The organism is Streptomyces sp. NPDC088252, from assembly GCF_044740965.1.
GTDB lineage: Bacteria > Actinomycetota > Actinomycetes > Streptomycetales > Streptomycetaceae > Streptomyces.
The window spans coordinates 218,071-237,523 of the sequence record NZ_JBIURS010000009.1 but is presented as its reverse complement, the minus strand read 5'-3'; the positions used below and the strand labels follow the sequence as shown (position 1 = coordinate 237,523).

At 70.3% G+C, this 19,453-nt stretch carries 20 protein-coding genes and 1 pseudogene; 14 read left to right on the top strand and 7 right to left on the bottom strand.

From position 1 onward, the window contains the following. Nucleotides 1-3 precede the first annotated feature (3 nt). Together ACIOHC_RS20735 and ACIOHC_RS20730 are read left to right on the top strand one after the other, a co-directional pair. Nucleotides 4-2,577, top strand: coding sequence for a DUF3516 domain-containing protein (locus tag ACIOHC_RS20735; protein WP_351084782.1), 2,574 nt, complete (start codon nt 4-6; stop codon nt 2,575-2,577). Between the two features lie 49 nt (nt 2,578-2,626). After that, nucleotides 2,627-3,499 carry an acyl-CoA thioesterase II gene (locus tag ACIOHC_RS20730; protein WP_351084784.1) on the top strand — a complete coding sequence of 291 codons (873 nt, stop codon included), beginning with the start codon at nt 2,627-2,629 and terminating at the stop codon, nt 3,497-3,499. Between the two features lie 12 nt (nt 3,500-3,511). Here the strand turns inward: ACIOHC_RS20730 and ACIOHC_RS20725 are convergent, their stop codons facing one another. Continuing rightward, nucleotides 3,512-3,751, bottom strand: coding sequence for a DUF6011 domain-containing protein (locus ACIOHC_RS20725; protein WP_376221074.1), 240 nt, complete (start codon nt 3,749-3,751; stop codon nt 3,512-3,514). Nucleotides 3,752-3,820: 69 nt separating this feature from the next. Here ACIOHC_RS20725 and ACIOHC_RS20720 point away from each other — a divergent pair, with 69 nt between their 5' ends. Further along, complete coding sequence (locus tag ACIOHC_RS20720; RefSeq protein ID WP_365694100.1) at nt 3,821-4,528, top strand: hypothetical protein; 708 nt, start codon at nt 3,821-3,823, stop codon at nt 4,526-4,528. Between the two features lie 34 nt (nt 4,529-4,562). Here ACIOHC_RS20720 and ACIOHC_RS20715 read toward each other — a convergent pair whose 3' ends face one another. The 3 genes from ACIOHC_RS20715 to ACIOHC_RS20705 all read right to left on the bottom strand — a co-directional run bounded on the left by ACIOHC_RS20715 (nt 4,563) and on the right by ACIOHC_RS20705 (nt 6,315). Next, nucleotides 4,563-4,859, bottom strand: coding sequence for an SHOCT domain-containing protein (locus tag ACIOHC_RS20715; RefSeq protein ID WP_351084788.1), 297 nt, complete (start codon nt 4,857-4,859; stop codon nt 4,563-4,565). A gap of 87 nt (nt 4,860-4,946) precedes the next feature. Then, entirely contained in the window at nt 4,947-5,324 is a 378-nt protein-coding gene (locus ACIOHC_RS20710) for a DUF6325 family protein (protein WP_376275429.1), read from the bottom strand. A 553-nt stretch (nt 5,325-5,877) separates the two neighbouring features. Next, nucleotides 5,878-6,315: a hypothetical protein gene (locus ACIOHC_RS20705; RefSeq protein WP_365694102.1), complete on the bottom strand. Its 438-nt coding sequence runs from the start codon at nt 6,313-6,315 to the stop codon at nt 5,878-5,880. Nucleotides 6,316-6,472: 157 nt separating this feature from the next. Here ACIOHC_RS20705 and ACIOHC_RS20700 point away from each other — a divergent pair, with 157 nt between their 5' ends. From ACIOHC_RS20700 to ACIOHC_RS20690, 3 genes are all read left to right on the top strand, one after another. Next, nucleotides 6,473-7,054, top strand: coding sequence for an XRE family transcriptional regulator (locus tag ACIOHC_RS20700; protein WP_351084794.1), 582 nt, complete (start codon nt 6,473-6,475; stop codon nt 7,052-7,054). 49 nt (nt 7,055-7,103) lie between these two features. After that, nucleotides 7,104-7,682: a GNAT family N-acetyltransferase gene (locus tag ACIOHC_RS20695; protein ID WP_401843420.1), complete on the top strand. Its 579-nt coding sequence runs from the start codon at nt 7,104-7,106 to the stop codon at nt 7,680-7,682. 177 nt (nt 7,683-7,859) lie between these two features. Further along, complete coding sequence (locus ACIOHC_RS20690) at nt 7,860-8,348, top strand: glutathione peroxidase (RefSeq protein WP_351084799.1); 489 nt, start codon at nt 7,860-7,862, stop codon at nt 8,346-8,348. Nucleotides 8,349-8,531: 183 nt separating this feature from the next. Here the strand turns inward: ACIOHC_RS20690 and ACIOHC_RS20685 are convergent, their stop codons facing one another. Beyond that, nucleotides 8,532-9,758: an acyl-CoA dehydrogenase family protein gene (locus ACIOHC_RS20685; RefSeq protein WP_351084801.1), complete on the bottom strand. Its 1,227-nt coding sequence runs from the start codon at nt 9,756-9,758 to the stop codon at nt 8,532-8,534. Between the two features lie 175 nt (nt 9,759-9,933). Between ACIOHC_RS20685 and ACIOHC_RS20680 the strand changes: the two genes are divergently transcribed. Further along, nucleotides 9,934-10,584, top strand: a complete 651-nt coding sequence (locus ACIOHC_RS20680) for a TetR family transcriptional regulator (protein ID WP_351084803.1) — start codon at nt 9,934-9,936, stop codon at nt 10,582-10,584. A 12-nt stretch (nt 10,585-10,596) separates the two neighbouring features. On the opposite strand, the gene def is transcribed toward ACIOHC_RS20680, so the two are convergent. Continuing rightward, a complete protein-coding gene (def, locus tag ACIOHC_RS20675) occupies nt 10,597-11,142 on the bottom strand; it encodes a peptide deformylase (protein WP_351084805.1) in 546 nt (181 codons plus the stop codon). Nucleotides 11,143-11,256: 114 nt separating this feature from the next. Here def and ACIOHC_RS20670 point away from each other — a divergent pair, with 114 nt between their 5' ends. The 5 genes from ACIOHC_RS20670 to ACIOHC_RS20650 all read left to right on the top strand — a co-directional run bounded on the left by ACIOHC_RS20670 (nt 11,257) and on the right by ACIOHC_RS20650 (nt 15,702). Beyond that, nucleotides 11,257-12,495, top strand: coding sequence for a MurT ligase domain-containing protein (locus tag ACIOHC_RS20670; RefSeq protein ID WP_351084807.1), 1,239 nt, complete (start codon nt 11,257-11,259; stop codon nt 12,493-12,495). A gap of 34 nt (nt 12,496-12,529) precedes the next feature. Further along, nucleotides 12,530-13,258: a glutamine amidotransferase gene (locus tag ACIOHC_RS20665; RefSeq protein ID WP_351084809.1), complete on the top strand. Its 729-nt coding sequence runs from the start codon at nt 12,530-12,532 to the stop codon at nt 13,256-13,258. A gap of 131 nt (nt 13,259-13,389) precedes the next feature. Further along, a complete protein-coding gene (locus ACIOHC_RS20660; RefSeq protein ID WP_351084812.1) occupies nt 13,390-14,415 on the top strand; it encodes a 6-phosphofructokinase in 1,026 nt (341 codons plus the stop codon). Nucleotides 14,416-14,526: 111 nt separating this feature from the next. Then, on the top strand, nt 14,527-15,477 hold the full coding sequence (locus ACIOHC_RS20655; protein ID WP_351084815.1) for a cytochrome c oxidase assembly protein: 951 nt from the start codon (nt 14,527-14,529) through the stop codon (nt 15,475-15,477). Nucleotides 15,478-15,543: 66 nt separating this feature from the next. Continuing rightward, on the top strand, nt 15,544-15,702 hold the full coding sequence (locus ACIOHC_RS20650) for a hypothetical protein (protein WP_351084817.1): 159 nt from the start codon (nt 15,544-15,546) through the stop codon (nt 15,700-15,702). Nucleotides 15,703-15,736: 34 nt separating this feature from the next. On the opposite strand, the gene ACIOHC_RS20645 is transcribed toward ACIOHC_RS20650, so the two are convergent. Next, nucleotides 15,737-16,132, bottom strand: a complete 396-nt coding sequence (locus tag ACIOHC_RS20645) for an SSI family serine proteinase inhibitor (RefSeq protein ID WP_351084819.1) — start codon at nt 16,130-16,132, stop codon at nt 15,737-15,739. A 663-nt stretch (nt 16,133-16,795) separates the two neighbouring features. On the opposite strand from ACIOHC_RS20645, the pseudogene ACIOHC_RS20640 reads away from it, so the two are divergent. Both ACIOHC_RS20640 and ACIOHC_RS20635 read left to right on the top strand, forming a co-directional pair. Beyond that, a pseudogene (locus ACIOHC_RS20640) lies at nt 16,796-17,071 on the top strand (glycoside hydrolase family 48 protein); the annotation flags it as partial. A 199-nt stretch (nt 17,072-17,270) separates the two neighbouring features. Then, the gene (locus ACIOHC_RS20635; protein WP_401843416.1) at nt 17,271-19,385 is read left to right on the top strand and encodes a glycoside hydrolase family 6 protein; all 2,115 of its coding nucleotides are present in this window, start codon (nt 17,271-17,273) and stop codon (nt 19,383-19,385) included. Nucleotides 19,386-19,453: the final 68 nt, after the last annotated feature.

The window sequence follows — 19,453 nt, the reverse complement described above, 5'->3', positions numbered from 1 at the left end:
TCCGTGATCTTCGTGCGGTCGTCCGGTTCCCTCATCCGGACGGAAGGCAGGCAAGATGGGGGCGTGACCCTTATCGATCAGCTGCCCCCGACCGACGACCCCGACGCCCTCTTCGAGGCTTTCTCGTCCTGGACCGAGACACGGGGCATCACCCTCTACCCCGCTCAGGAGGAGGCGCTGATCGAGGTGGTCTCCGGCGCGAATGTGATCCTTTCCACCCCGACCGGCTCCGGGAAGAGCCTGGTCGCGGCCGCTGCGCACTTCACGGCGCTGGCCCAGGACAAGGTCACCTTCTACACCGCGCCGATCAAGGCACTGGTCTCGGAGAAGTTCTTCGACCTGTGCAAGCTGTTCGGTACGGAGAACGTCGGCATGCTCACCGGCGACGCCTCCGTCAACGCCGATGCCCCGGTGATCTGCTGCACGGCCGAGGTGCTGGCCTCCATCGCGCTGCGTGACGGGAAGTACGCCGACATCGGCCAGGTCGTGATGGACGAGTTCCATTTCTACGCCGAGCCGGACCGCGGCTGGGCCTGGCAGATCCCGCTCCTGGAGCTGCCGCAGGCCCAGTTCGTCCTGATGTCGGCGACGCTCGGCGACGTCAGGATGTTCGAGGAGGACCTGACCCGCCGCACCGGCCGCCCCACGTCCGTGGTGCGCTCCGCGACCCGGCCGGTGCCGCTCAGTTACGAGTACCGGCTGACCCCGATCACCGAGACCCTCACCGAGCTGCTGGAGACCAGGCAGTCGCCGGTGTACATCGTGCACTTCACCCAGGCCGCGGCCGTCGAGCGGGCACAGTCGCTGATGAGCATCAACATGTGCACCAAGGAGGAGAAGGAGAAGATCGCCGATCTGATCGGCAACTTCCGCTTCACCACCAGGTTCGGCCAGAACCTCTCCCGCTACGTGCGCCACGGTATCGGGGTGCACCACGCGGGCATGCTGCCGAAGTACCGGCGTCTGGTGGAGAAACTGGCCCAGGCGGGTCTGCTGAAGGTGATCTGCGGTACGGACACCCTCGGTGTCGGTGTCAACGTACCCATCCGCACCGTGCTGTTCACCGCGCTCACCAAGTACGACGGCAATCGCGTCCGCACGCTGCGCGCCCGGGAGTTCCACCAGATCGCGGGCCGCGCGGGCCGGGCCGGATTCGACACGGCGGGCTTCGTCGTGGCGCAGGCGCCCGAGCACGTCATCGAGAACGAGAAGGCCGTCAAGAAGGCGGGCGACGACCCCAAGAAGAAGCGCAAGGTGGTCCGCAAGAAGGCCCCCGAGGGCTTCGTCGCCTGGTCGGAGACCACCTTCGACAAGCTGATCCAGTCCGATCCGGAGCCGCTGAATTCCCGCTTCCGCGTCACGCACACGATGTTGCTGTCCGTGATCGCGCGTCCCGGCAACGCCTTCGAGGCGATGCGGCGCCTGCTGGAGGACAACCACGAACCGCGCAGGGCACAGCTGCGTCACATCCGCCGGGCCATCGCGATCTACCGCTCACTGCTGGACGGCGGTGTCGTGGAGCAGCTCGACGAGCCGGACGCGGAGGGCCGGATCGTCCGGCTCACCGTCGATCTCCAGCAGGACTTCGCGCTCAACCAGCCGTTGTCCACCTTCGCGTTGGCCGCGTTCGACCTGCTGGACCCCGACTCCCCCTCGTACGCGCTGGACATGGTCTCCGTCGTCGAGTCGACGCTCGACGACCCGCGGCAGATCCTCGCCGCCCAGCAGAACAAGGCGCGCGGCGAAGCGGTCGGGCAGATGAAGGCCGACGGCGTCGAGTACGAGGAGCGCATGGAGCTGCTCCAGGACGTCACGTACCCGAAGCCGCTGAGCGAGCTGCTGTGGCACGCGTACGACGTGTACCGCAGGAGCCACCCGTGGGTGGGCGACCATCCGGTGTCGCCGAAGTCCGTGATCCGTGACATGTACGAACGCGCCATGACGTTCACGGAGTTCACCTCCCACTACGAGCTGGCCCGCACCGAGGGAATCGTGCTGCGCTATCTCGCGAGCGCGTACAAGGCCCTGGAACACACCATCCCGGACGACATCAAGTCCGAGGACCTCCAGGACCTGATCGCCTGGCTCGGCGAGATGGTCCGCCAGGTGGACTCCAGCCTGCTCGACGAATGGGAGCAGCTCGCCAACCCGGAGGTGGAGACCGCCGAGGAGGCGCAGGAGCGGGCCGACGAGGTCAAGCCGGTCACGGCCAACGCCCGCGCCTTCCGGGTGCTGGTACGCAACGCGATGTTCCGCCGGGTGGAGCTGGCCGCACTGGACAAGGTCGGTGAACTCGGCGAGCTGGACGGCGACGCGGGCTGGGACGAGGACGCCTGGGGCGATGCGATGGACGCCTACTGGGACGAGTACGACGATCTGGGCACGGGTCCGGATGCCCGCGGGCCGAAGCTGCTGAAGATCGACGAGGACGCCGCGCACGGTCTGTGGCGGGTCCGGCAGACCTTCGCCGACCCGAACGGCGACCACGACTGGGGCATCAGCGCGGAGGTCGATCTGGCCGCGTCCGACGAGGAGGGCCGGGCCGTGGTCCGCGTCACCTCCGTCGGTCAGCTGTGAGGGCGTACGCCGTGGGGGCGGCGCCGCTGCGAGAGTGGAGACGAACCGCATGACGAACCCGGCCGAGCGCCTGGTCGATCTGCTCGACCTGGAGCGGATCGAGGTCAACATATTCCGTGGCCGCAGCCCCCAGGAGTCCCTGCAGCGGGTCTTCGGCGGGCAGGTCGCCGGACAGGCCCTGGTGGCAGCCGGCCGTACCACCGACGGGGACCGGCCGGTGCATTCGCTGCACGCCTACTTCCTTCGTCCGGGCCGGCCGGGTGTACCGATCGTCTACGAGGTCGAGCGCATCCGGGACGGCCGGTCGTTCACCACCCGCCGGGTCACGGCCGTCCAGCAGGGCCGGACGATCTTCAATCTGACGGCGTCCTTCCACCGGCCGGAGGAGGCGGGCTTCGAGCACCAACTGCCGCCCGCCCGCGAGGTCCCCGACCCCGAGGAGCTGCCGACCGTCGCCGAGGAGGTGCGCGAGCACCTCGGGTCGCTCCCGGAGGCGCTGGAGAGGATGGCCCGTCGGCAGCCCTTCGACATCCGGTACGCCGACCGACTGCGCTGGACGGAGGAGGAGGTCAAGGGCGCGGACCCGCGCAGCGCCGTCTGGATGCGCGCGGTCGGCCCGCTGGGCGACGACCCGCTCGTGCACACCTGCGCCCTGACCTACGCCAGCGACATGACGCTCCTCGACGCGGTCCGCATCCCGGTGGAGCCGCTCTGGGGTCCGCGCGGCTTCGACATGGCGTCGCTGGACCACGCGATGTGGTTCCACCGGCCGTTCCGGGCCGACGAATGGTTCCTCTACGACCAGGAGTCGCCGGTCGCCACGGGCGGACGGGGGCTGGCGCGCGGCCGGATCTACGACCGCGGGGGAAATCTGCTGGTCTCCGTGGTTCAGGAGGGGCTGTTCCGCCGCCTGGGCGCGTAGCCGCGCGGAGGCTCAGATGCCGGGGAGCGGGTCCTGCTCGACCTCGTGGCGGCGGGTGCGGATGTCCGGGGGCGCCGGGTGCAGTTTGGCGTCGCAGGCGGGGCCGAGGCCGGTGCGGCGTGAATCCGTGCCGGTGAGCGGGCGGCCGCACATGCGGCAGCGCACCACCCGCCGACGGGTGGTGCGGTCGGCCGGGCCGTCGTCGGGCAGGGGATCGATCCCGGATCCGGGGAGGGGTTCGGCAGAGTCCACGGATCGATCTTCGCAGGACGCCCGTCTACCGTGCGACTTCCGAACGGCACACGACGGAGGAGTTCACGGGTGAGCAGCGTGCTGACACTGGAGTCGGTCCCCCGGCCGAAGAAGGACAGGAAGGCGGAACCGCAAGGCGTTCCGGACGCGGTCGATCCCATCGGTCATGTCGTCAGGTTCGCCGACGAAGTCGGTGGCGAGTCCCGGGTGGTCGCCCATGTGGAGCGCGAACTGCCGCCCGGCGGGATACCGGCGTACCTCGCGGCCCGCAAGACGGGTGCGCGTTCCTTCGTCCTGTGGGCCGATCCGGAGCGCCGGACCAGGCTGGCCACCTTGTCCACCGCGTCCGCGGCCGACGGCGTCACCACGTACCAGGTGTGGGGCGCGCAGGGCGAACTCATCGGCACACTTGTCCGTGAGAAGGCCCTCTGCGGCAAGGGGCTGCGGACCCGCTGGACGGTCGCCCAGCCCGGTCGCCCCGAGGCCGTCGGCCTCAAGGGACGGATCTTCTGGTGGTACGTGTGGTGGCTGCTGTTCCCCGTCCAGGTGGCCATCGGCGTGGGCAGTGTCCTGAGCGGCGGCGGCGATGTGGCGCGCGGGCCGCGGCGCATCATCTGGCGGGCCCGCGAGGAGATCCCACCGGAGTTCTGGTCGGACGGCGACGAGATCCACGTCCACGCGCCATGGGTCGACCAGCGGCTCGCAGCCGCGCTGACGGCGCTGATCCGCACCTTCGACAGCTGGCTGGGCACTCCGTGGGACGACGGGCAGAAGTGAGCCGGACGCGGCCCCGGTCCTGCGGCCCGACCGGTCAGGGGGCGAGGACTCTGGCCTTCTGGGCCTCGAACTCGCTGTCGCTCAGCACTCCTTGGCTCTTGAGGTCACCCAGCACCTTGAGCTGAGCGATCTTGTTGCTCATCTCGTCCTCCTGCGCGAGGGACGTGGGCACGGGGGACGGGGGCGCTGCGGGGGCGGGCCGGGCCTGCGACCGCACGGCGTCCTGCTGCGCCCAGCGGCCCGCCTGTCGCCGGGAGACCCGGTTGGAGACCGAGGTGGCTGTTCCGGCGATCACCGCTGTACGGGCGACACCGCGAAGAAGGCCTGGCATGGTGCATCTCCTTTGACTGGCTCCACGGGAACGGTCGACCCGGCCGAGCCGCGCGGGGACGGTCGGTCCGACGGGACCGCGGACGGCTCAGGCCCTGGCCTCGGCCGCGTCGAGCGAGGCCAGGACCTCCTGGATCGGGATACGGCCGTCGGCGACCACTCGGCCTCCGGAGCGGCGCAGGGCGGCCGCGAACGGTCCCGCCCACACGTTCTCGTAGATGAGGATTCCGGCCGCGCTGCCGGGTTCGAGGATCGCGCTCGCCTCGTCGATGTCCTCCTGGCCGAGCAGGCCCGAGGACGCCCCTTGGAACACGGTGAGTGCGTCGCCGCCGTCCCCGGTCAGTTCGGAGAGCTCCACTCCGTCGACCGTGCCGTCCTGGTTCTTCCTGACGAAGGTCAGATCCAGGATGCGGATGATGCCCCGGTCGACGAGGTCGACCAGCATCGGCAGTCCTTCTCCCGTCATCCGTCTGCCCGCCGGAAACTCGACCACCAGGTAGTCGATCGGTCCCGTCTCGTCGCTCTCGCCGCTCACACCCGCTCCTCAGCATCTCGACTGTCCCGGGTCCGCCGCAGACCACGGCCTCCGCCATTGCACCAGCGGGTGGGCCGGAACGCATCTCGGTCAGGGACGCGGGTGGGCGCGGGCCCGGGTGTGCCATCGGACGGACAGCGGGTCGCCCCGATGGGCGATCGGCGCAGGCTTTGCCTCTCCTGTCCCGCGCCGCCACGGCCGGTCGTCGCGCCCGGTCTGCCTGCCGGGCGGGCCCGGATTCCGGCCGCCGGAGCGTCCTCCTCGTGTCGACGCGTCCCCTGGCTCGGATCCTGCCGGTCCCGCGCCGCCGGGCGGGTGAAGGACGACGATGTCGCGGGAGCGCGCGGGCGTGCGCTCTTCGGTACGGGGGCCGACAGGACGGGAGCCGGCCCGTCGGTCCTGCTGAGTCACCCGTGACGTACCTGAGCAACTTGTCGAAGGTGTGGCGGGCCGGGGCATCGACGACGGCAGGTCGGGCGCGGCCTCAGACCGCCTTCTTCTCCTGCGGACTCGCGCACAGCGCCCAGAGGATGAAGACATTGATCGCGATGAGCACGATCGACCACAACGGGTAGAAGGGCAGCCATACGAAGTTGGCGAGTGCGCCCAGGCCCGCCAGCACGATGCCGACGACGCGTGCCCACTCGGCCCCGGTGAACAGCGCACAGCCGGCGAGGAGGATGACGATGCCCAGAACGAGGTGGATCCAGCCCCAGCCGGTGAGGCTGAACCGGAACACGTAGGTGTGCGTGGCGAGGAACACTCTGTCTCTGCCGATGGCGGCGATCCCTTCGAAGATCGCCATCGCCCCGCCGAAGATCATCAGAATTCCGGCGAAAGCGGTCCATCCGTATCGGAAAGGATGGTGCGAACTCGGGACCGTGTCACGCGCCACACTCGGCCCGCTGCTGGTACTGGCCATTTCGGCCTCCTCGGGTAGCAGAGCGATCCGGCGGACCCGAGTGGGCCCGCCCGAGCGTCTCCGCACCAGCGTGGCACGTCCGTACCGGGTCAGCAGAACGACCACGTCCGGCCGTCCCCCTGACAGGAATTCTCCAATCAGGGATATCCTCTCCATTATGAGAGAATCTGGTGCGGCGGAGCCCGGCTCCGTCGACGCCCGGCTCGCCGCGCGGCTGGGCGAACTGCGTACCGAACGCGGCTGGTCGCTGGACGAGCTGTCCCGGCGCAGCGGGGTGAGCCGCTCCACACTGTCCCGGCTGGAACGGGGCGAGTTGAGCCCGACCGCCGCTCTGCTCGGCACGTTGTGCACGGTCTACGAGCGGACCATGTCCCGGCTGCTGAGGGAAGTGGAGGCGGAACCAGCGCAACTCGTTCCCGCCGCGCGGCAACCGGTGTGGCGGGACGAGGCGGCAGGCTTCGTACGCCGCTCGGTCTCGCCTCCGCACACCGGCCTGCGCGCGGAGATCATCGAGGGCACGCTCGGCGCGGGGGCCGCCATCGCGTACGAGAACGCACCCGTGCCCGGCGTGGAGCAGCACGTCTGGGTACTGGAGGGGACTGTCGAGATCACCGTCGACGGCATCACGCACACCGTGCGCAGCGGTGACTGTCTGCGCTTCCGACTGGCCGGCCCTTCTCACTTCCACTGCCCGGGACCGGAGCAGGTCCGCTACGCACTGGTGATCGTCCTGCCATGAGAACCGCAAGAACCATGAACGCCGTGAACGCCGCGAGAGGACTCGCTTCATGATCGAGATCGTCCCGGTCTCCGGACCCGAACTGATCACCTACGCCGACGAGTTGGCCGCCCTGCTGGTGGAGACCGTGAACGGCGGATCGTCGGTGGGCTTCCTCGCTCCGCTGGAGCGCGACACGGCCGCCGCCTGGTGGCGGGAGAGGGCCGGGGCCGTCGACGCCGGACACCTCCGGGTGTGGATCGCCCGGGACGCGGAACGGGTGACCGGAACCATCGGCCTGGTCCGGGCTCCGCTGCCGAACGCCCGCCACCGCGCCGAGGTGGCCAAGCTGATGGTCCGTCCGTCGGCCCGCGGCCAGGGGGTGGGCCGGTCGCTGCTCGCCGCCGCCGAACAGTCGGCCGCGGAGTCGGGGATCACGCTGCTGGTGCTGGACACCGAGAGCGGCAGCCCCGCCGAACGGCTCTACCGTTCGGCGGACTGGACGGAGTGCGGATCGATTCCGGGCTACGCCGCCGATCCGGCGGGGGTCCTGAAGCCGACGACCCTCTACTGCAAGGCGGTCGGATCCGCGCCGGAGAGATCCGATCGCGCGGCGGGCCGGGCCACGCCGATGCCCTCGCGTTCATAGACGGCGACATCCCCCTCACCGGCAGGATGCTCCCGGGCCCGCGAGGGCCTGGATCTCCTGGGCGAGGCACAGGAGTTCGATGGCCTCACTCGTACCGGCGCTCGGGACCGCCCCTCGGGATCGACGGTGCGCGCGGGCGGGACAATGACCCTGGAAGCCCGACTACGAGGAGACCTCATGGCGCTGTACGACATTCCCCTGCGCACGCTCACCGGCGAGCCCACCTCCCTGGCCGACTATCGCGGCCGGGCGGTCCTGTTGGTGAACGTCGCGTCGAAGTGCGGACTCACCCCGCAGTACGCCGGCCTGGAACGGCTCCAGAACGCGTACGAGGACCGCGGCTTCACCGTTCTCGGCGTGCCGTGCAACCAGTTCGCGGGGCAGGAGCCGGGGACGCCGGAGGAGATCCGGACGTTCTGCTCGACGACGTACGGTGTCAGCTTCCCGCTGCTGGAGAAGACCGACGTCAACGGGGAGGGGCGCCACCCGTTGTACGCCGAGCTGACCGGCCTCGCGGACGAGGACGGCGAGGCCGGTGACGTCCAGTGGAACTTCGAGAAGTTCCTCATCTCGCCGACGGGTGAGCCCGTCGCGCGACTGCGCCCGCGCACGGAGCCGGAGGACCCGGAGCTCATCGCCGCCATCGAGTCCCAGCTGCCCGCCTGACCGTTGCCGTCCTCGGTGCCGGACGGCCGCTTCGCGCCCGATCGCCGGACGGGCTGGACTTTCGGCCTGTCCGGCGAGCGAGGACAGCCGGTGCCGGGGCGCGGGCGGCGCGAGCATGAACGGTGCACACCACCGCCCCGCGCCAGTGCCGCGGCCGGAAGGTGAACCCTTCCGGTCACAGCACTAACGGATCGGCATGCCCGAGAGGGTGCGGGCGATGACCAGGCGCTGGATCTCGCTCGTGCCCTCGAAGATCGTGTAGATCGCCGCGTCGCGGTGCATCCGCTCCACCGGGTACTCACGGGTGAAGCCGTTGCCCCCGAGGATCTGGACGGCCTGCGCGGTGACCTTCTTCGCCGTCTCGCTCGCGTACAGCTTGGACATGGAGCCCTCGGCCGAGGTGAACGGCTTGCCGGTGGTCGCCATCCAGGAGGCGCGCCAGACCAGCAGCCGGGCCGCGTCGATCCGGGTGCGCATGTCGGCGAGCTGGAAGGCGACGCCCTGGTTGTCGATGATCGGCCGACCGAACTGGGTGCGGGTCTTCGCGTAGTCCAGCGCGACCTCGTACGCCGCACGGGCGGTACCGACCGCCATGGCGCCGACCGCGGGGCGGGATGCCTCGAAGGTGGCCATCGCCGCGTTCTTCACCCGCTCGCCACCGGACGCGGCGCGCTCACGGGCTCGCGCCAGGCGCTGGTCGAGCTTCTCCTTGCCGCCGAGCAGGCAGTGACCGGGAACCCGGACGTCCTCCAGGACCACCTCGGCGGTGTGCGAGGCACGGATGCCGTGCTTCTTGAACTTCTGCCCCTGAGAGAGGCCGGGGGTGTTCGGCGGCACGATGAACGAGGCGTGCCCCTTGGAGCCGAGCTCGGGGTCCACCACGGCGACCACGACATGGACGTTGGCGATGCCGCCGTTGGTCGCCCAGGTCTTCGTGCCGTTCAGCACCCACTCGTCCCTCGCCTGGTCGTACACCGCGCGGGTGCGCATCGAGGCGACGTCGGAGCCCGCATCCGGCTCGGAGGAGCAGAAGGCCGCGACCTTGACATCGTCCGCGTCGCCGTACATCTGCGGGATCCAGGTGCCGATCTGCTCCTCGGTGCCGTTGGCGAGGACGCCCACGGCCGCCAGGCCCGTACCGACGATCGACAGGGCGATGCCCGCGTCGCCCCAGAAGAGCTCCTCCATCGCCATCGGGATGCCGAGGCCTGTCGGGTCGAAGAACTGCTGGGCGTAGAAGTCGAGGGAGTAGATGCCGACCTTGGCCGCCTCCTGGATGACGGGCCAGGGTGTCTCCTCACGCTCGTCCCACTCAGAGGCCGCCGGACGGATCACATCCGCGGCGAAGCCGTGAAGCCAGTCACGGACCTGCTTCTGGTCGTCGTTGAGTTCGAGCGTGAACTCGGCCATGTTCCCCTCCACGTACTGCCCTGAAAAAACCACTCGTTACTTGCGGTAACCGCAGTCTGTTACCGACAAGTAGCCCCTGTCAACCGCCCGGGTGCCGATCCGCACACCACAGGGCAGGGTGTTACGTTGCGCAGGCAGGACGCAATGTGCACGGCAGGGGCGGGGAGAGGGCGACATGGAGACCACACGACAGGCCGAGCGGCAGCGGACAGCGGCCGAGACCCGCCGCCGCGAGCTGCTGGAGGCTGCCGACCGCGTGGTGCTCAGGGACGGGCCGGGGGCCTCGATGAACGCCATCGCGGCGGAGGCCGGAATCACCAAGCCCATTCTCTACCGGCACTTCGGCGACAAGGGCGGCCTCTACCGCGCTCTGGCCAAGCGCCACACCGACGCCCTCCTGATCGCCCTGCGGGCCGCGCTCGACGCCCCCGCCGAGCGCCGCAGACGCGTGGAGTCCACGCTCGACACCTATCTCGCGGCGATCGAGGCCCGACCTCAGGTCTACCGCTTCCTGATGCACCCGTCCGACGACTCGGCCCCCTCGACCGAGCAGGGCTTCGATGTCGGCCGGCACTCCGCGCCGCTGCTGCGGCGGCTCGGCGAGGAGCTCGCCCTGGTGATCGCCGAGCGGGTGGACCTGGGTCCCGACAGCGAGGCGATGGCCCGCATCTGGGGCCATGGCATCGTCGGCATGATGCATGCCGCGGGTGACTGGTGGCTGGGTGAACGCCCTTGTTCGCGCGAGCAGTTGGTGCGCAGTCTGGCGGATCTACTGTGGGGCAGGCTGGCCGCCGCGGGCGACCGGCCCGGGGGCCCCGGGTTCTGAGCGGGCGTGCGGTCAGCGACCGGGAGCCCAGGGCGCCCGGCGGACCGCGCGCAGAGCTCTCGCCCGGCGCAGCCCGGTCAGCCGGTCCGTGTAGACCGTGCCTTCGAGGTGGTCGCACTCGTGCTGCAGGCAACGGGCGAAGAAGCCGGTCCCGGTGACCCGCACCGGCTCGCCCGCCACGTTCACGCCCTCGACGACGGCGCGGTCGAAGCGCGGGGTACCGGCCTCGATGCCGGGCAGCGAGAGACAGCCCTCCGGGCCGCGCACGGTGATGCCGTCCGCCTCGACCAGCTTCGGATTGACGAGATGTCCGAGATGCCGGACGTCGTCGTCGTCCGGACAGTCGTAGACGAACACCCGCAGCGGAACGCCGACCTGATTGGCCGCGAGCCCGACCCCCTGGGCCGCGTACATGGTGGCGTACATGTCCTCGACGAGGCGTGCGAGCGAGGGACCGAAGTCCGTGACGGGTTCGCAGACATCGTGCAGGACCGGATCACCGAGCAGACTCATGGCACGAATCAGTCCGGAACTGCCGGGGATCGGGCGGTTTCGCATGGCGGCAATCGTACGTTCCACGTGACCTCCGCGTTCCCGACGGTGCCGCCGTGCGGTCACCGTGCCGGACATCGATAGGCTGGGCGTGGACCGATGCAAGGAGGATCTAGGACGATGGCAGGCAACACGGAGCCGTTGTCGCCGCGGGCCAAGCTGGCCGTGACGGCGGGTAAGGCCGCGGCGGCGGTGTCGCGCGCCGCGGGGCGCGGCAGCGGATCGGTGATCGGCGGCCGGGTGGCGCTCAAGCTCGACCCCGACCTGCTGGGGCGGCTGGCGCAGCACCTGGACGTGATCCTCGTGTCGGCGACGAACGGCAAGACGACGACGACGCGGCTGATCGCCGAGGCGCTGCGGGCCGCGGGCCCGGTCGTGTCGAACGCGCTCGGCGCGAACATGCCGGCGGGCATCACCTCGGCACTGGCGGGCGGCTCGGACGCGAAGTACGGCGTCATAGAGGTCGACGAGAAGTATCTCGCCGGGGTCGCACGCGACACGACGCCGAAGGTGATCGCGCTGCTCAACCTCTCCCGCGACCAGCTGGACCGCGCCGCGGAGACCCGGATGCTCGCGGAGAAGTGGCGTGAGGGGCTGTCCGGCTCGAAGGCCGTGATCGTCGCGAACGCCGACGATCCGCTGATCGTGTGGGCGGCGTCCTCCTCCCCCAATGTGGTGTGGGTGGCGGCCGGCCAGGCGTGGAAGGACGACGCCTGGTCCTGCCCGTCCTGCGGCGGTGTGATGCAGCGCCCCGGCGACGACTGGTTCTGCGGCGAGTGCGGATTCCGTCGCCCCGCCCCCAGCTGGGTGCTGCACGGCGACTACGTGCTGGACCCGCACGGCTCGGCGTGGCCGATCCATCTCCAGCTGCCCGGCCGCGCCAACAAGGCCAACGCCACCAGCTCCGCCGCCGTGGCCGCCGTCTTCGGTGTGCCGCCGCAGGTGGCGCTGGAGCGCATGTATCAGGTGCAGGCCGTCGCGGGCCGCTACGACGTGGTCGGATTCCTCGGCCGTGAGCTGCGGCTGCTGCTGGCGAAGAACCCGGCGGGCTGGCTGGAGACGTTCTCCCTGATCGACCCGCCGCCCACCCCGGTGATCCTCTCCGTCAACGCCCGTGGCGCCGACGGCACGGACACGTCGTGGCTGTGGGACGTGGACTACACCCAGCTGGCCGGTCACCCGATCTTCGTGCTCGGTGACCGCAAGCTGGATCTCGCGGTCCGTCTCGAAGTGGCCGGTCTCGACTTCCGCGTCTGCGAGAACCTCGACGAGGCCGTTCAGCAGGCACCGCCCGGCCGTATCGAGGTCATCGCCAACTACACCGCCTTCCAGGACCTGCGCCGTCGTGTCGGCAACTGAACCCGGCCCCGGCCACCTCCGGAGAGGACGAAGCATGAGCAACAACGGTCTGCGTCTGGTCTGGGTCTACCCCGACCTGCTCAGCACCTACGGCGACCAGGGCAACGCGCTCGTGGTGGAGCGCCGGGCCCGGCAGCGCGGTCTCGACGTTCAGCGCGTCGACGTCCGCAGCGACCAGCCGGTGCCGACGTCCGGCGACATCTATCTGATCGGCGGCGGTGAGGACCGGCCGCAGCGTCTCGCCGCGGAGCGGCTGCGCCGCGACGGCGGGCTCAGCCGGGCCGCGTCCAACGGCGCGATCATCTTCTCGGTCTGCGCCGGGTACCAGATCCTCGGCCACGAGTTCATCAACGACCTCGGGGAGCGCGAGCCCGGTCTCGGGCTGCTCGACGTGGTCTCCACCCGTGGCGAAGGGGCCCGGTGCGTCGGTGACGTACTGGCCGACATCGACCCGCACCTCGGCCTGCCGCCGCTGACCGGTTTCGAGAACCACCAGGGCATCACCCATCTCGGCCCGACGGCACGGCCGTTCGCCCGGGTGCAGTTCGGCCGGGGCAACGGCACCGGCGACGGCACCGAGGGCGCGTACAACGACACCGTCTTCGGCACGTACATGCACGGGCCCGTGATGGCACGCAACCCGCTGATCGCGGATCTGCTGCTGAAGCTGGCGCTCGATGTCAACGCACTGCCCCCGACGGACGACCGCTGGTACGAGGCACTGCGCTCCGAGCGCATCGCCTCGGCTACCCAGCCCGCCTGATGCTCAGCTGAGCGGCGTCCAGCAGGCGGACGGCCGGTTCGGTCCCGCCACCCTGCGCCGGTAGGGTGGCGGGGAACCAACCGGACGACGTGGTCCGGTCGTCGGCCCACGTTGCAAAGGTTTCCCGGGCAATGCGAATTGGTGTGCTCACCTCCGGCGGCGACTGCCCCGGCCTCAACGCCGTCATCCGCTCCGTCGTCCATCGCGCGGTGGTCGACCACGGCGACGAGGTCATCGGCTTCCACGACGGGTGGAAGGGGCTCCTCGACTGCGACTACCGCAAGCTCGACCTCGACGCGGTCGGCGGCATCCTCGCCCGCGGCGGTACGATCCTCGGCTCCTCCCGGGTCCAGCCCGCCCATCTGCGGGGCGGCGTCGAACAGGCCAGGGGCCATGTCGCCGACCTCGGTCTCGACGTGATCATCCCGATCGGCGGCGAGGGCACGCTGAAGGCGGCCAATCTGCTCTCCGAGGCGGGCCTGCCGATCGTCGGGGTGCCGAAGACGATCGACAACGACATCGCCTCCACCGATGTGACCTTCGGCTTCGACACCGCCGTCGGCGTCGCCACCGAGGCACTCGACCGGCTGAAGACGACCGCCGAATCGCACCAGCGGGTGCTGATCGTCGAGGTCATGGGCCGCCACACCGGCTGGATCGCCCTGCACTCGGGCATGGCCGCCGGTGCGCACGCCATCGTCGTGCCGGAGCGCCCCTTCGACATCGACGAACTGACCGAGGTGGTCGGCAGGCGATTCTCGGCCGGCAAGAAGTTCGCGATCGTCGTCGTCGCCGAGGGCGCCAAGCCGCGCGAGGGCTCCATGCAGTTCGAGCAGGGCACCAAGGACATCTACGGTCACGAGCGCTTCGCCGGCGTGGCGACGCAGCTCTCCACCGAGCTGGAGCAGCGCCTCGGCAAGGAGGCCCGCCCGGTGATCCTCGGCCATGTGCAGCGCGGCGGCACCCCGACCGCGTACGACCGTGTACTCGCCACCCGCTTCGGCTGGCACGCGGTGGAGGCCGCGCACCGCGGTGAGTTCGGCATGATGACGGCGCTGCGCGGGACGGACATCGCGATGGTGCCGCTGGGCGAGGCCGTGGAGACCCTGAAGACGGTCCCGGCCGAGCGGTACGCCGAGGCGGAGTGCGTGCTCTGAGCGACACCCCGTCCCACGAACCGCCCCCGGTCGCAGCTGCGGCCGGGGGCGGTTCTACTCTGGTCGGGACAACCGGCGCGAAACGGGGATGTCCCCAGCGGGAGTGAACAGATGGATCACAGCGGGCACGGCATGAACATGGATATGCCGCCGTTCACGCTGGGACGTGGGCTCCAGTTCTCCGCGGACCCGTTCTTCCTCATCGGCTGCGTCCTCGCCATCGGGCTGTACGGGTACGCCGTGCTGCGTCTGCGCGGGCGCGGGGACAGCTGGCCGGTCGGCCGGACCGTCTTCTTCGTCGTCGGCGTGCTGAGCATAGCCCTGGTCATGTGCACCAAGCTCAATGACTACGGCATGGTCATGTTCAGCGTGCACATGGTGCAGCACATGGTGATCAGCATGCTGTCACCGATCCTGCTGCTGCTGGGCGCCCCGGTGACGCTGGCGCTGCGCGCGCTCCCGGTCGCGGGGCGTGGCCGGACCGGCCCGCGCGAGCTGCTGCTCATGCTGCTGCACAGCCGCTACATGAGGGTCATCACGCATCCGGTCTTCACGATCCCGATCTTCATCGCCAGCCTGTACGCGCTGTACTTCACCCCGCTCTTCGACTTCCTGATGGGTTCGAAGACCGGGCACATCGCGATGATGGTGCACTTCCTGGCGGTCGGCCTGGTGTTCTTCTGGCCGATCATGGGCGTCGACCCGGGGCCGCACCGGCCCGGCTATGTCATGCGGATGCTGGAGCTGTTCGCCGGGATGCCGTTCCACGCCTTCTTCGGCATCGCGCTCATGATGGCGTCGACGCCGATGGTGGAGACATACAAGCATCCGCCGGCCTCGCTCGGCATCGACGCGCTGAGCGATCAGAACTGGGCGGGCGGCATCGCCTGGGCCTTCAGCGAGATCCCGTCGGTGCTGGTACTGATCGCGCTGGTCTTCCAGTGGTACCGCTCCGAGCAGCGGACGGCGAAGCGCTCCGACCGGGCGGCCGACCGGGACGGGGACCAGGAGCTGCAGGCGTACAACGCCTATCTCGCCTCGTTGCAGGCGCGCGGGCAGTAGCGGCGGGCATGCCTCCCGGGTGACGATGGCATCCACGGCCGCGTGGCCGACGAGGAGGGTGCGGGCATGTCCGGATCCACGAAGACCATGGGAATGATCACCGTGGTGGCCCTGGTCGTGGTCACCTGCTACACGGTGGCGCTGGGCAGCAGCGGCTGGCTCTGGTTCGGGTGGGTGGTGCTCGGTCTGATCACCCTCGCAATGGCCGCGACGCGCGAGTCCTGAGCCGGGCCTCCCACCCGGCTCGGGGCGAGCGGAGTCAAAAGCGGAAGACCGGCCCGGTGAGCGTGTCCGCCTCACAGGCGCTGGGGAACGTCTTCCGCCAGGTGACGGGGCGCCCGTCCCACGCTCCGGTGGCCGTGACCGTCACCGGGTCGTACTCCTTGGTGCACAGGTGCGGGTCGCCGGGCAGACGGTCCAGGTCGCCGGACACCGCCACGAGCGCCGCGCAGGCGGTTGCCGCGTGGGGGTGGCGCGCGTCCGGGGCGGGCGGGCAGGACAGCGCGACACCACGGATCCAGGTGTTCTCGCTGCCCGAGACCGTGAGGAAGAGGCCGCGGTCCGACGCCGGGTCCTCGGACCGGGCAGCCGCGGCAGGCACCGTGGTGGTCAGGGTGAGCAGGGCAGCGACGGCAGAACTCGCGCGCAGGCGCATCGGGGGTCTCCTGTGTCCCGGGGGGCAGAGTGGTCCGGGCTCGGGCCGGGTGCGTCTCAGCCGTCCGTCCCGGCCACCCTGAGATCCCGCTTCGGGACCCCCGCAAGGTGATCCCGGAACTCCGCGCCGGGCAAGGAGCCGCGCCGCCGGTCCCACGGTCACACATACCCCTGCATCTGCACCATTCACCCGCACATGAAGGGTTCACCCGTCGTCCGGTGACGGGCACCTGTCCCCGCGCGGGCGCAACACAGGGACCGGGCCCCGACGCACCTTCCCCACCTGCGGTCGTACGCCGGGGGCGGATCCCCCGCCGGGCCTTCACGTTGCCGAACCCGTAAAGCAGTTGCGATTTGACTCTTGACAGGTGCGCATCACCACGCCACCTTGGGAGCGCTCCCACAATCAAGACTTGCACACAACGGCCGTCACGTACCTCGACGGTGAACCCTTCCCACGGCATCGGGCCCCGCACGCCGCCCGGCTCCGCTCCGCATCACCGCGCCACGCCCTCCTCCGCCCCACCCCTCCCCCACGACACCCGCCACTGGAGGATTTGTGTCGATATCTCGTAGAACGTTCAGCAGCGCCCTGGGAGGTGGTCTGCTCGCCATGAGCCTGTCCCAGGGCGCCGCCGTCGCCGCGCCGACCGGGCCCGCGGCCCTGGACAACACCCACGGCTACGGCAACAAGCCGGGCACCGGCGGGGAATCGGGCCCCGGCCCCGGTCCTTCGTTCATCAACACCTACCAGCGCGGCGCACAGGAGTCGGTGTGGGAGACCGTTCCGCAGCCCACCACCGACCTCTTCGAGTACGGCGGCACCAACGGCTGTCTCGATCTCTTCGTCGGCGACCGGAGCGAGCGCGCCCTCGCCGGACCGCACGACTACAGCCACGCCACCAACACCGCCTACGCCGACGCCTCGAAGGTCGCGGCGTACCTCGGTGGCGCCCTTGCCTGGGGCGTCGAGCCCTGAGCGGCCGCCCCGGGACCGGCGCACCGAGGCTCACCGTCCGCGTCGCCGTGGACCTGGCGGCGGGCATCGCGCCCCGACCGGGCCGCCGCCCCGCGCAACACCCCCACGAACCCGTCTGCGGGGCACCTCCGCAGACGTACGAGAGGAGCACGGAGCCGCAATGAGAATCAGAGGCACCACCCTGCACGGAGTACGCCGAAAGCTGGCCGCACTCTCCGCCCTGTCGATGGGCGCGGCGCTGGCGGTGGCCATACCCTCGCCGGCGTCGGCGGCAGCCCGGGTCGACAACCCGTACGTGGGCGCCACCGCGTACGTGAACCCTGACTGGTCCGACAAGGCGGCGGCCGAACCGGGCGGCAGCGTGATCGCCGACGAGCCCTCCTTCGTCTGGATGGACCGCATCGCGGCCATCGAGGGCGCGGGCGACGCGATGAGCCTGCGCGAACACCTCGACACGGCCCTGGATCAGGGCGCGAACCTCTTCCAGGTGGTCGTCTACGACCTGCCGGGGCGGGACTGCGCCGCGCTGGCGTCCAACGGTGAGCTCGGCCCCACCGAGCTCGGCCGGTACAAGACCGAGTACGTCGACCCGATCGCCGCGATCCTCGCCGACCCGGCCTACGCGAGCCTGCGCATCGTCACCGTCATCGAGCCGGACTCGCTGCCGAACCTGGTCACCAACGCCGGCGGCACGGCCGGGTCGACCGAGGCGTGCGCGACGATGAAGGCGAACGGCAACTACGAGAAGGGCGTCGGCTACGCCCTGCACACCCTCGGCGCCATTCCCAACGTCTACAACTACATCGACGCCGCCCACCACGGCTGGCTGGGCTGGGACTCCAATTTCGTCCCGGCGGCCCAGGAGTTCAAGAAGGCCGCGACATCGGAGGGCGCCACGGTCGCCGACGTCCAGGGCTTCATCGTGAACACGGCCAACTACTCGGCGCTGAAGGAGCCGTACTTCAAGGTCACCGACACGGTGAACGGCACCACGGTGCGCCAGTCCAAGTGGGTTGACTGGAACTACTACGTCGACGAGCTCTCCTTCGCGCAGGCGCTGCGCACGGAATTGGTGAGCCAGGGATTCGCCTCCGGCATCGGCATGCTGATCGACACCGCCCGCAACGGCTGGGGCGGTTCCGCCCGGCCCACCGGTGCGGGTCCGCTGACCGGCGTGGACGACTATGTCAACGAGGGCCGCGTCGACCGGCGCATCCACGCGGGCAACTGGTGCAACCAGAGCGGCGCGGGCATCGGCGAGCGGCCGACCAGCGCCCCCGAACCCGGCATCGACGCCTATGTCTGGGCGAAGCCGCCGGGCGAGTCGGACGGCAACAGCCAGCCCGTCGACAACGACGAGGGCAAGGGCTTCGACCGGATGTGCGACCCCACGTACACCGGTAACGGCCGCAACGGCAACAACCTGACCGGCGCCCTGCCGAACTCCCCGCTCGCGGGTCACTGGTTCTCCGCTCAGTTCCAGGAACTGGTGCGCAACGCCTACCCGCCGCTGAGCGGCAGCGGCGGTGGCGACGACACCCAGGCGCCGACCGCACCCACGGGTCTGAAGGTCACGGGCAGGACGAGTGGCAGTGTCTCGCTGTCCTGGACGGCGTCGACCGACAACGTCGGTGTGACCGCGTACGACGTCTACCGCGCGGGACTCCGGGTGGGCTCCTCCGCGGCGACCTCCTACACGGACACGGGTCTGACGGCCTCGACCACGTACAGCTACACGGTCAGGGCCCGGGACGCGGCCGGTAATGTCTCGGCGGCCTCCGCGGCGGTCTCGGCCACGACCGACCAGGGCGGCTCCACCGGCGGCGGCACGCTCAAGGTCCAGTACAAGAACACCGATTCCTCGGCCACCGACAACCAGATCCGGATGGGGCTGCAGCTGGTCAACACCGGGACGGGTGCGGTGGATCTGTCGACGGTGAAGGTGCGGTACTGGTTCACGCCCGAGGCCGGTGCGAGCACCTTCGGCACCGCGTGCGACTACGCGGTGCTCGGCTGCGGCAATGTGACCCACGGCGTGTCCTCCTCGGGCAGTGCGGCCCCGGGGGCCAGCCACTACCTGGAGGTCGGCTTCGGCAGCGGCACTCTGGCCGCGGGCGCCTCGACCGGGGAGATCCAGCTGCGGCTCAACAAGAGCGACTGGTCGAACTTCGACGAGACCGACGACTACAGCCACGCCACCAACACCACCTACGCCGACGCCTCGAAGATCGCCGTCTACACGGCCGGCACCCTCGTCTGGGGCACCGCTCCCTGACCCGGTCCCCCGTCGCCGTCCGGCCGGGCGGCGCCGGGGCCGGGGCCGGGGCACCGGGCCGGGGACGG

What these genes read in the sequence shown, in the direction of transcription:
- ACIOHC_RS20730 (WP_351084784.1), top strand. Translation starts at nt 2,627, where the DNA reads ATGACGAACCCGGCCGAGCGCCTGGTCGATCTGCTCGACCTGGAGCGG.
- ACIOHC_RS20705 (WP_365694102.1), bottom strand. Translation starts at nt 6,315, where the DNA reads ATGGCCAGTACCAGCAGCGGGCCGAGTGTGGCGCGTGACACGGTCCCG.
- def (WP_351084805.1), bottom strand. Translation starts at nt 11,142, where the DNA reads ATGCGAAACCGCCCGATCCCCGGCAGTTCCGGACTGATTCGTGCCATG.
- ACIOHC_RS20645 (WP_351084819.1), bottom strand. Translation starts at nt 16,132, where the DNA reads ATGCGCCTGCGCGCGAGTTCTGCCGTCGCTGCCCTGCTCACCCTGACC.
- ACIOHC_RS20660 (WP_351084812.1), top strand. Translation starts at nt 13,390, where the DNA reads ATGCGAATTGGTGTGCTCACCTCCGGCGGCGACTGCCCCGGCCTCAAC.
- ACIOHC_RS20650 (WP_351084817.1), top strand. Translation starts at nt 15,544, where the DNA reads ATGTCCGGATCCACGAAGACCATGGGAATGATCACCGTGGTGGCCCTG.
- ACIOHC_RS20700 (WP_351084794.1), top strand. Translation starts at nt 6,473, where the DNA reads ATGAGAGAATCTGGTGCGGCGGAGCCCGGCTCCGTCGACGCCCGGCTC.
- ACIOHC_RS20635 (WP_401843416.1), top strand. Translation starts at nt 17,271, where the DNA reads ATGAGAATCAGAGGCACCACCCTGCACGGAGTACGCCGAAAGCTGGCC.
- ACIOHC_RS20670 (WP_351084807.1), top strand. Translation starts at nt 11,257, where the DNA reads ATGGCAGGCAACACGGAGCCGTTGTCGCCGCGGGCCAAGCTGGCCGTG.
- ACIOHC_RS20665 (WP_351084809.1), top strand. Translation starts at nt 12,530, where the DNA reads ATGAGCAACAACGGTCTGCGTCTGGTCTGGGTCTACCCCGACCTGCTC.
- ACIOHC_RS20655 (WP_351084815.1), top strand. Translation starts at nt 14,527, where the DNA reads ATGGATCACAGCGGGCACGGCATGAACATGGATATGCCGCCGTTCACG.
- ACIOHC_RS20715 (WP_351084788.1), bottom strand. Translation starts at nt 4,859, where the DNA reads ATGCCAGGCCTTCTTCGCGGTGTCGCCCGTACAGCGGTGATCGCCGGA.
- ACIOHC_RS20690 (WP_351084799.1), top strand. Translation starts at nt 7,860, where the DNA reads ATGGCGCTGTACGACATTCCCCTGCGCACGCTCACCGGCGAGCCCACC.
- ACIOHC_RS20695 (WP_401843420.1), top strand. Translation starts at nt 7,104, where the DNA reads ATGATCGAGATCGTCCCGGTCTCCGGACCCGAACTGATCACCTACGCC.
- ACIOHC_RS20680 (WP_351084803.1), top strand. Translation starts at nt 9,934, where the DNA reads ATGGAGACCACACGACAGGCCGAGCGGCAGCGGACAGCGGCCGAGACC.
- ACIOHC_RS20685 (WP_351084801.1), bottom strand. Translation starts at nt 9,758, where the DNA reads ATGGCCGAGTTCACGCTCGAACTCAACGACGACCAGAAGCAGGTCCGT.
- ACIOHC_RS20710 (WP_376275429.1), bottom strand. Translation starts at nt 5,324, where the DNA reads ATGACGGGAGAAGGACTGCCGATGCTGGTCGACCTCGTCGACCGGGGC.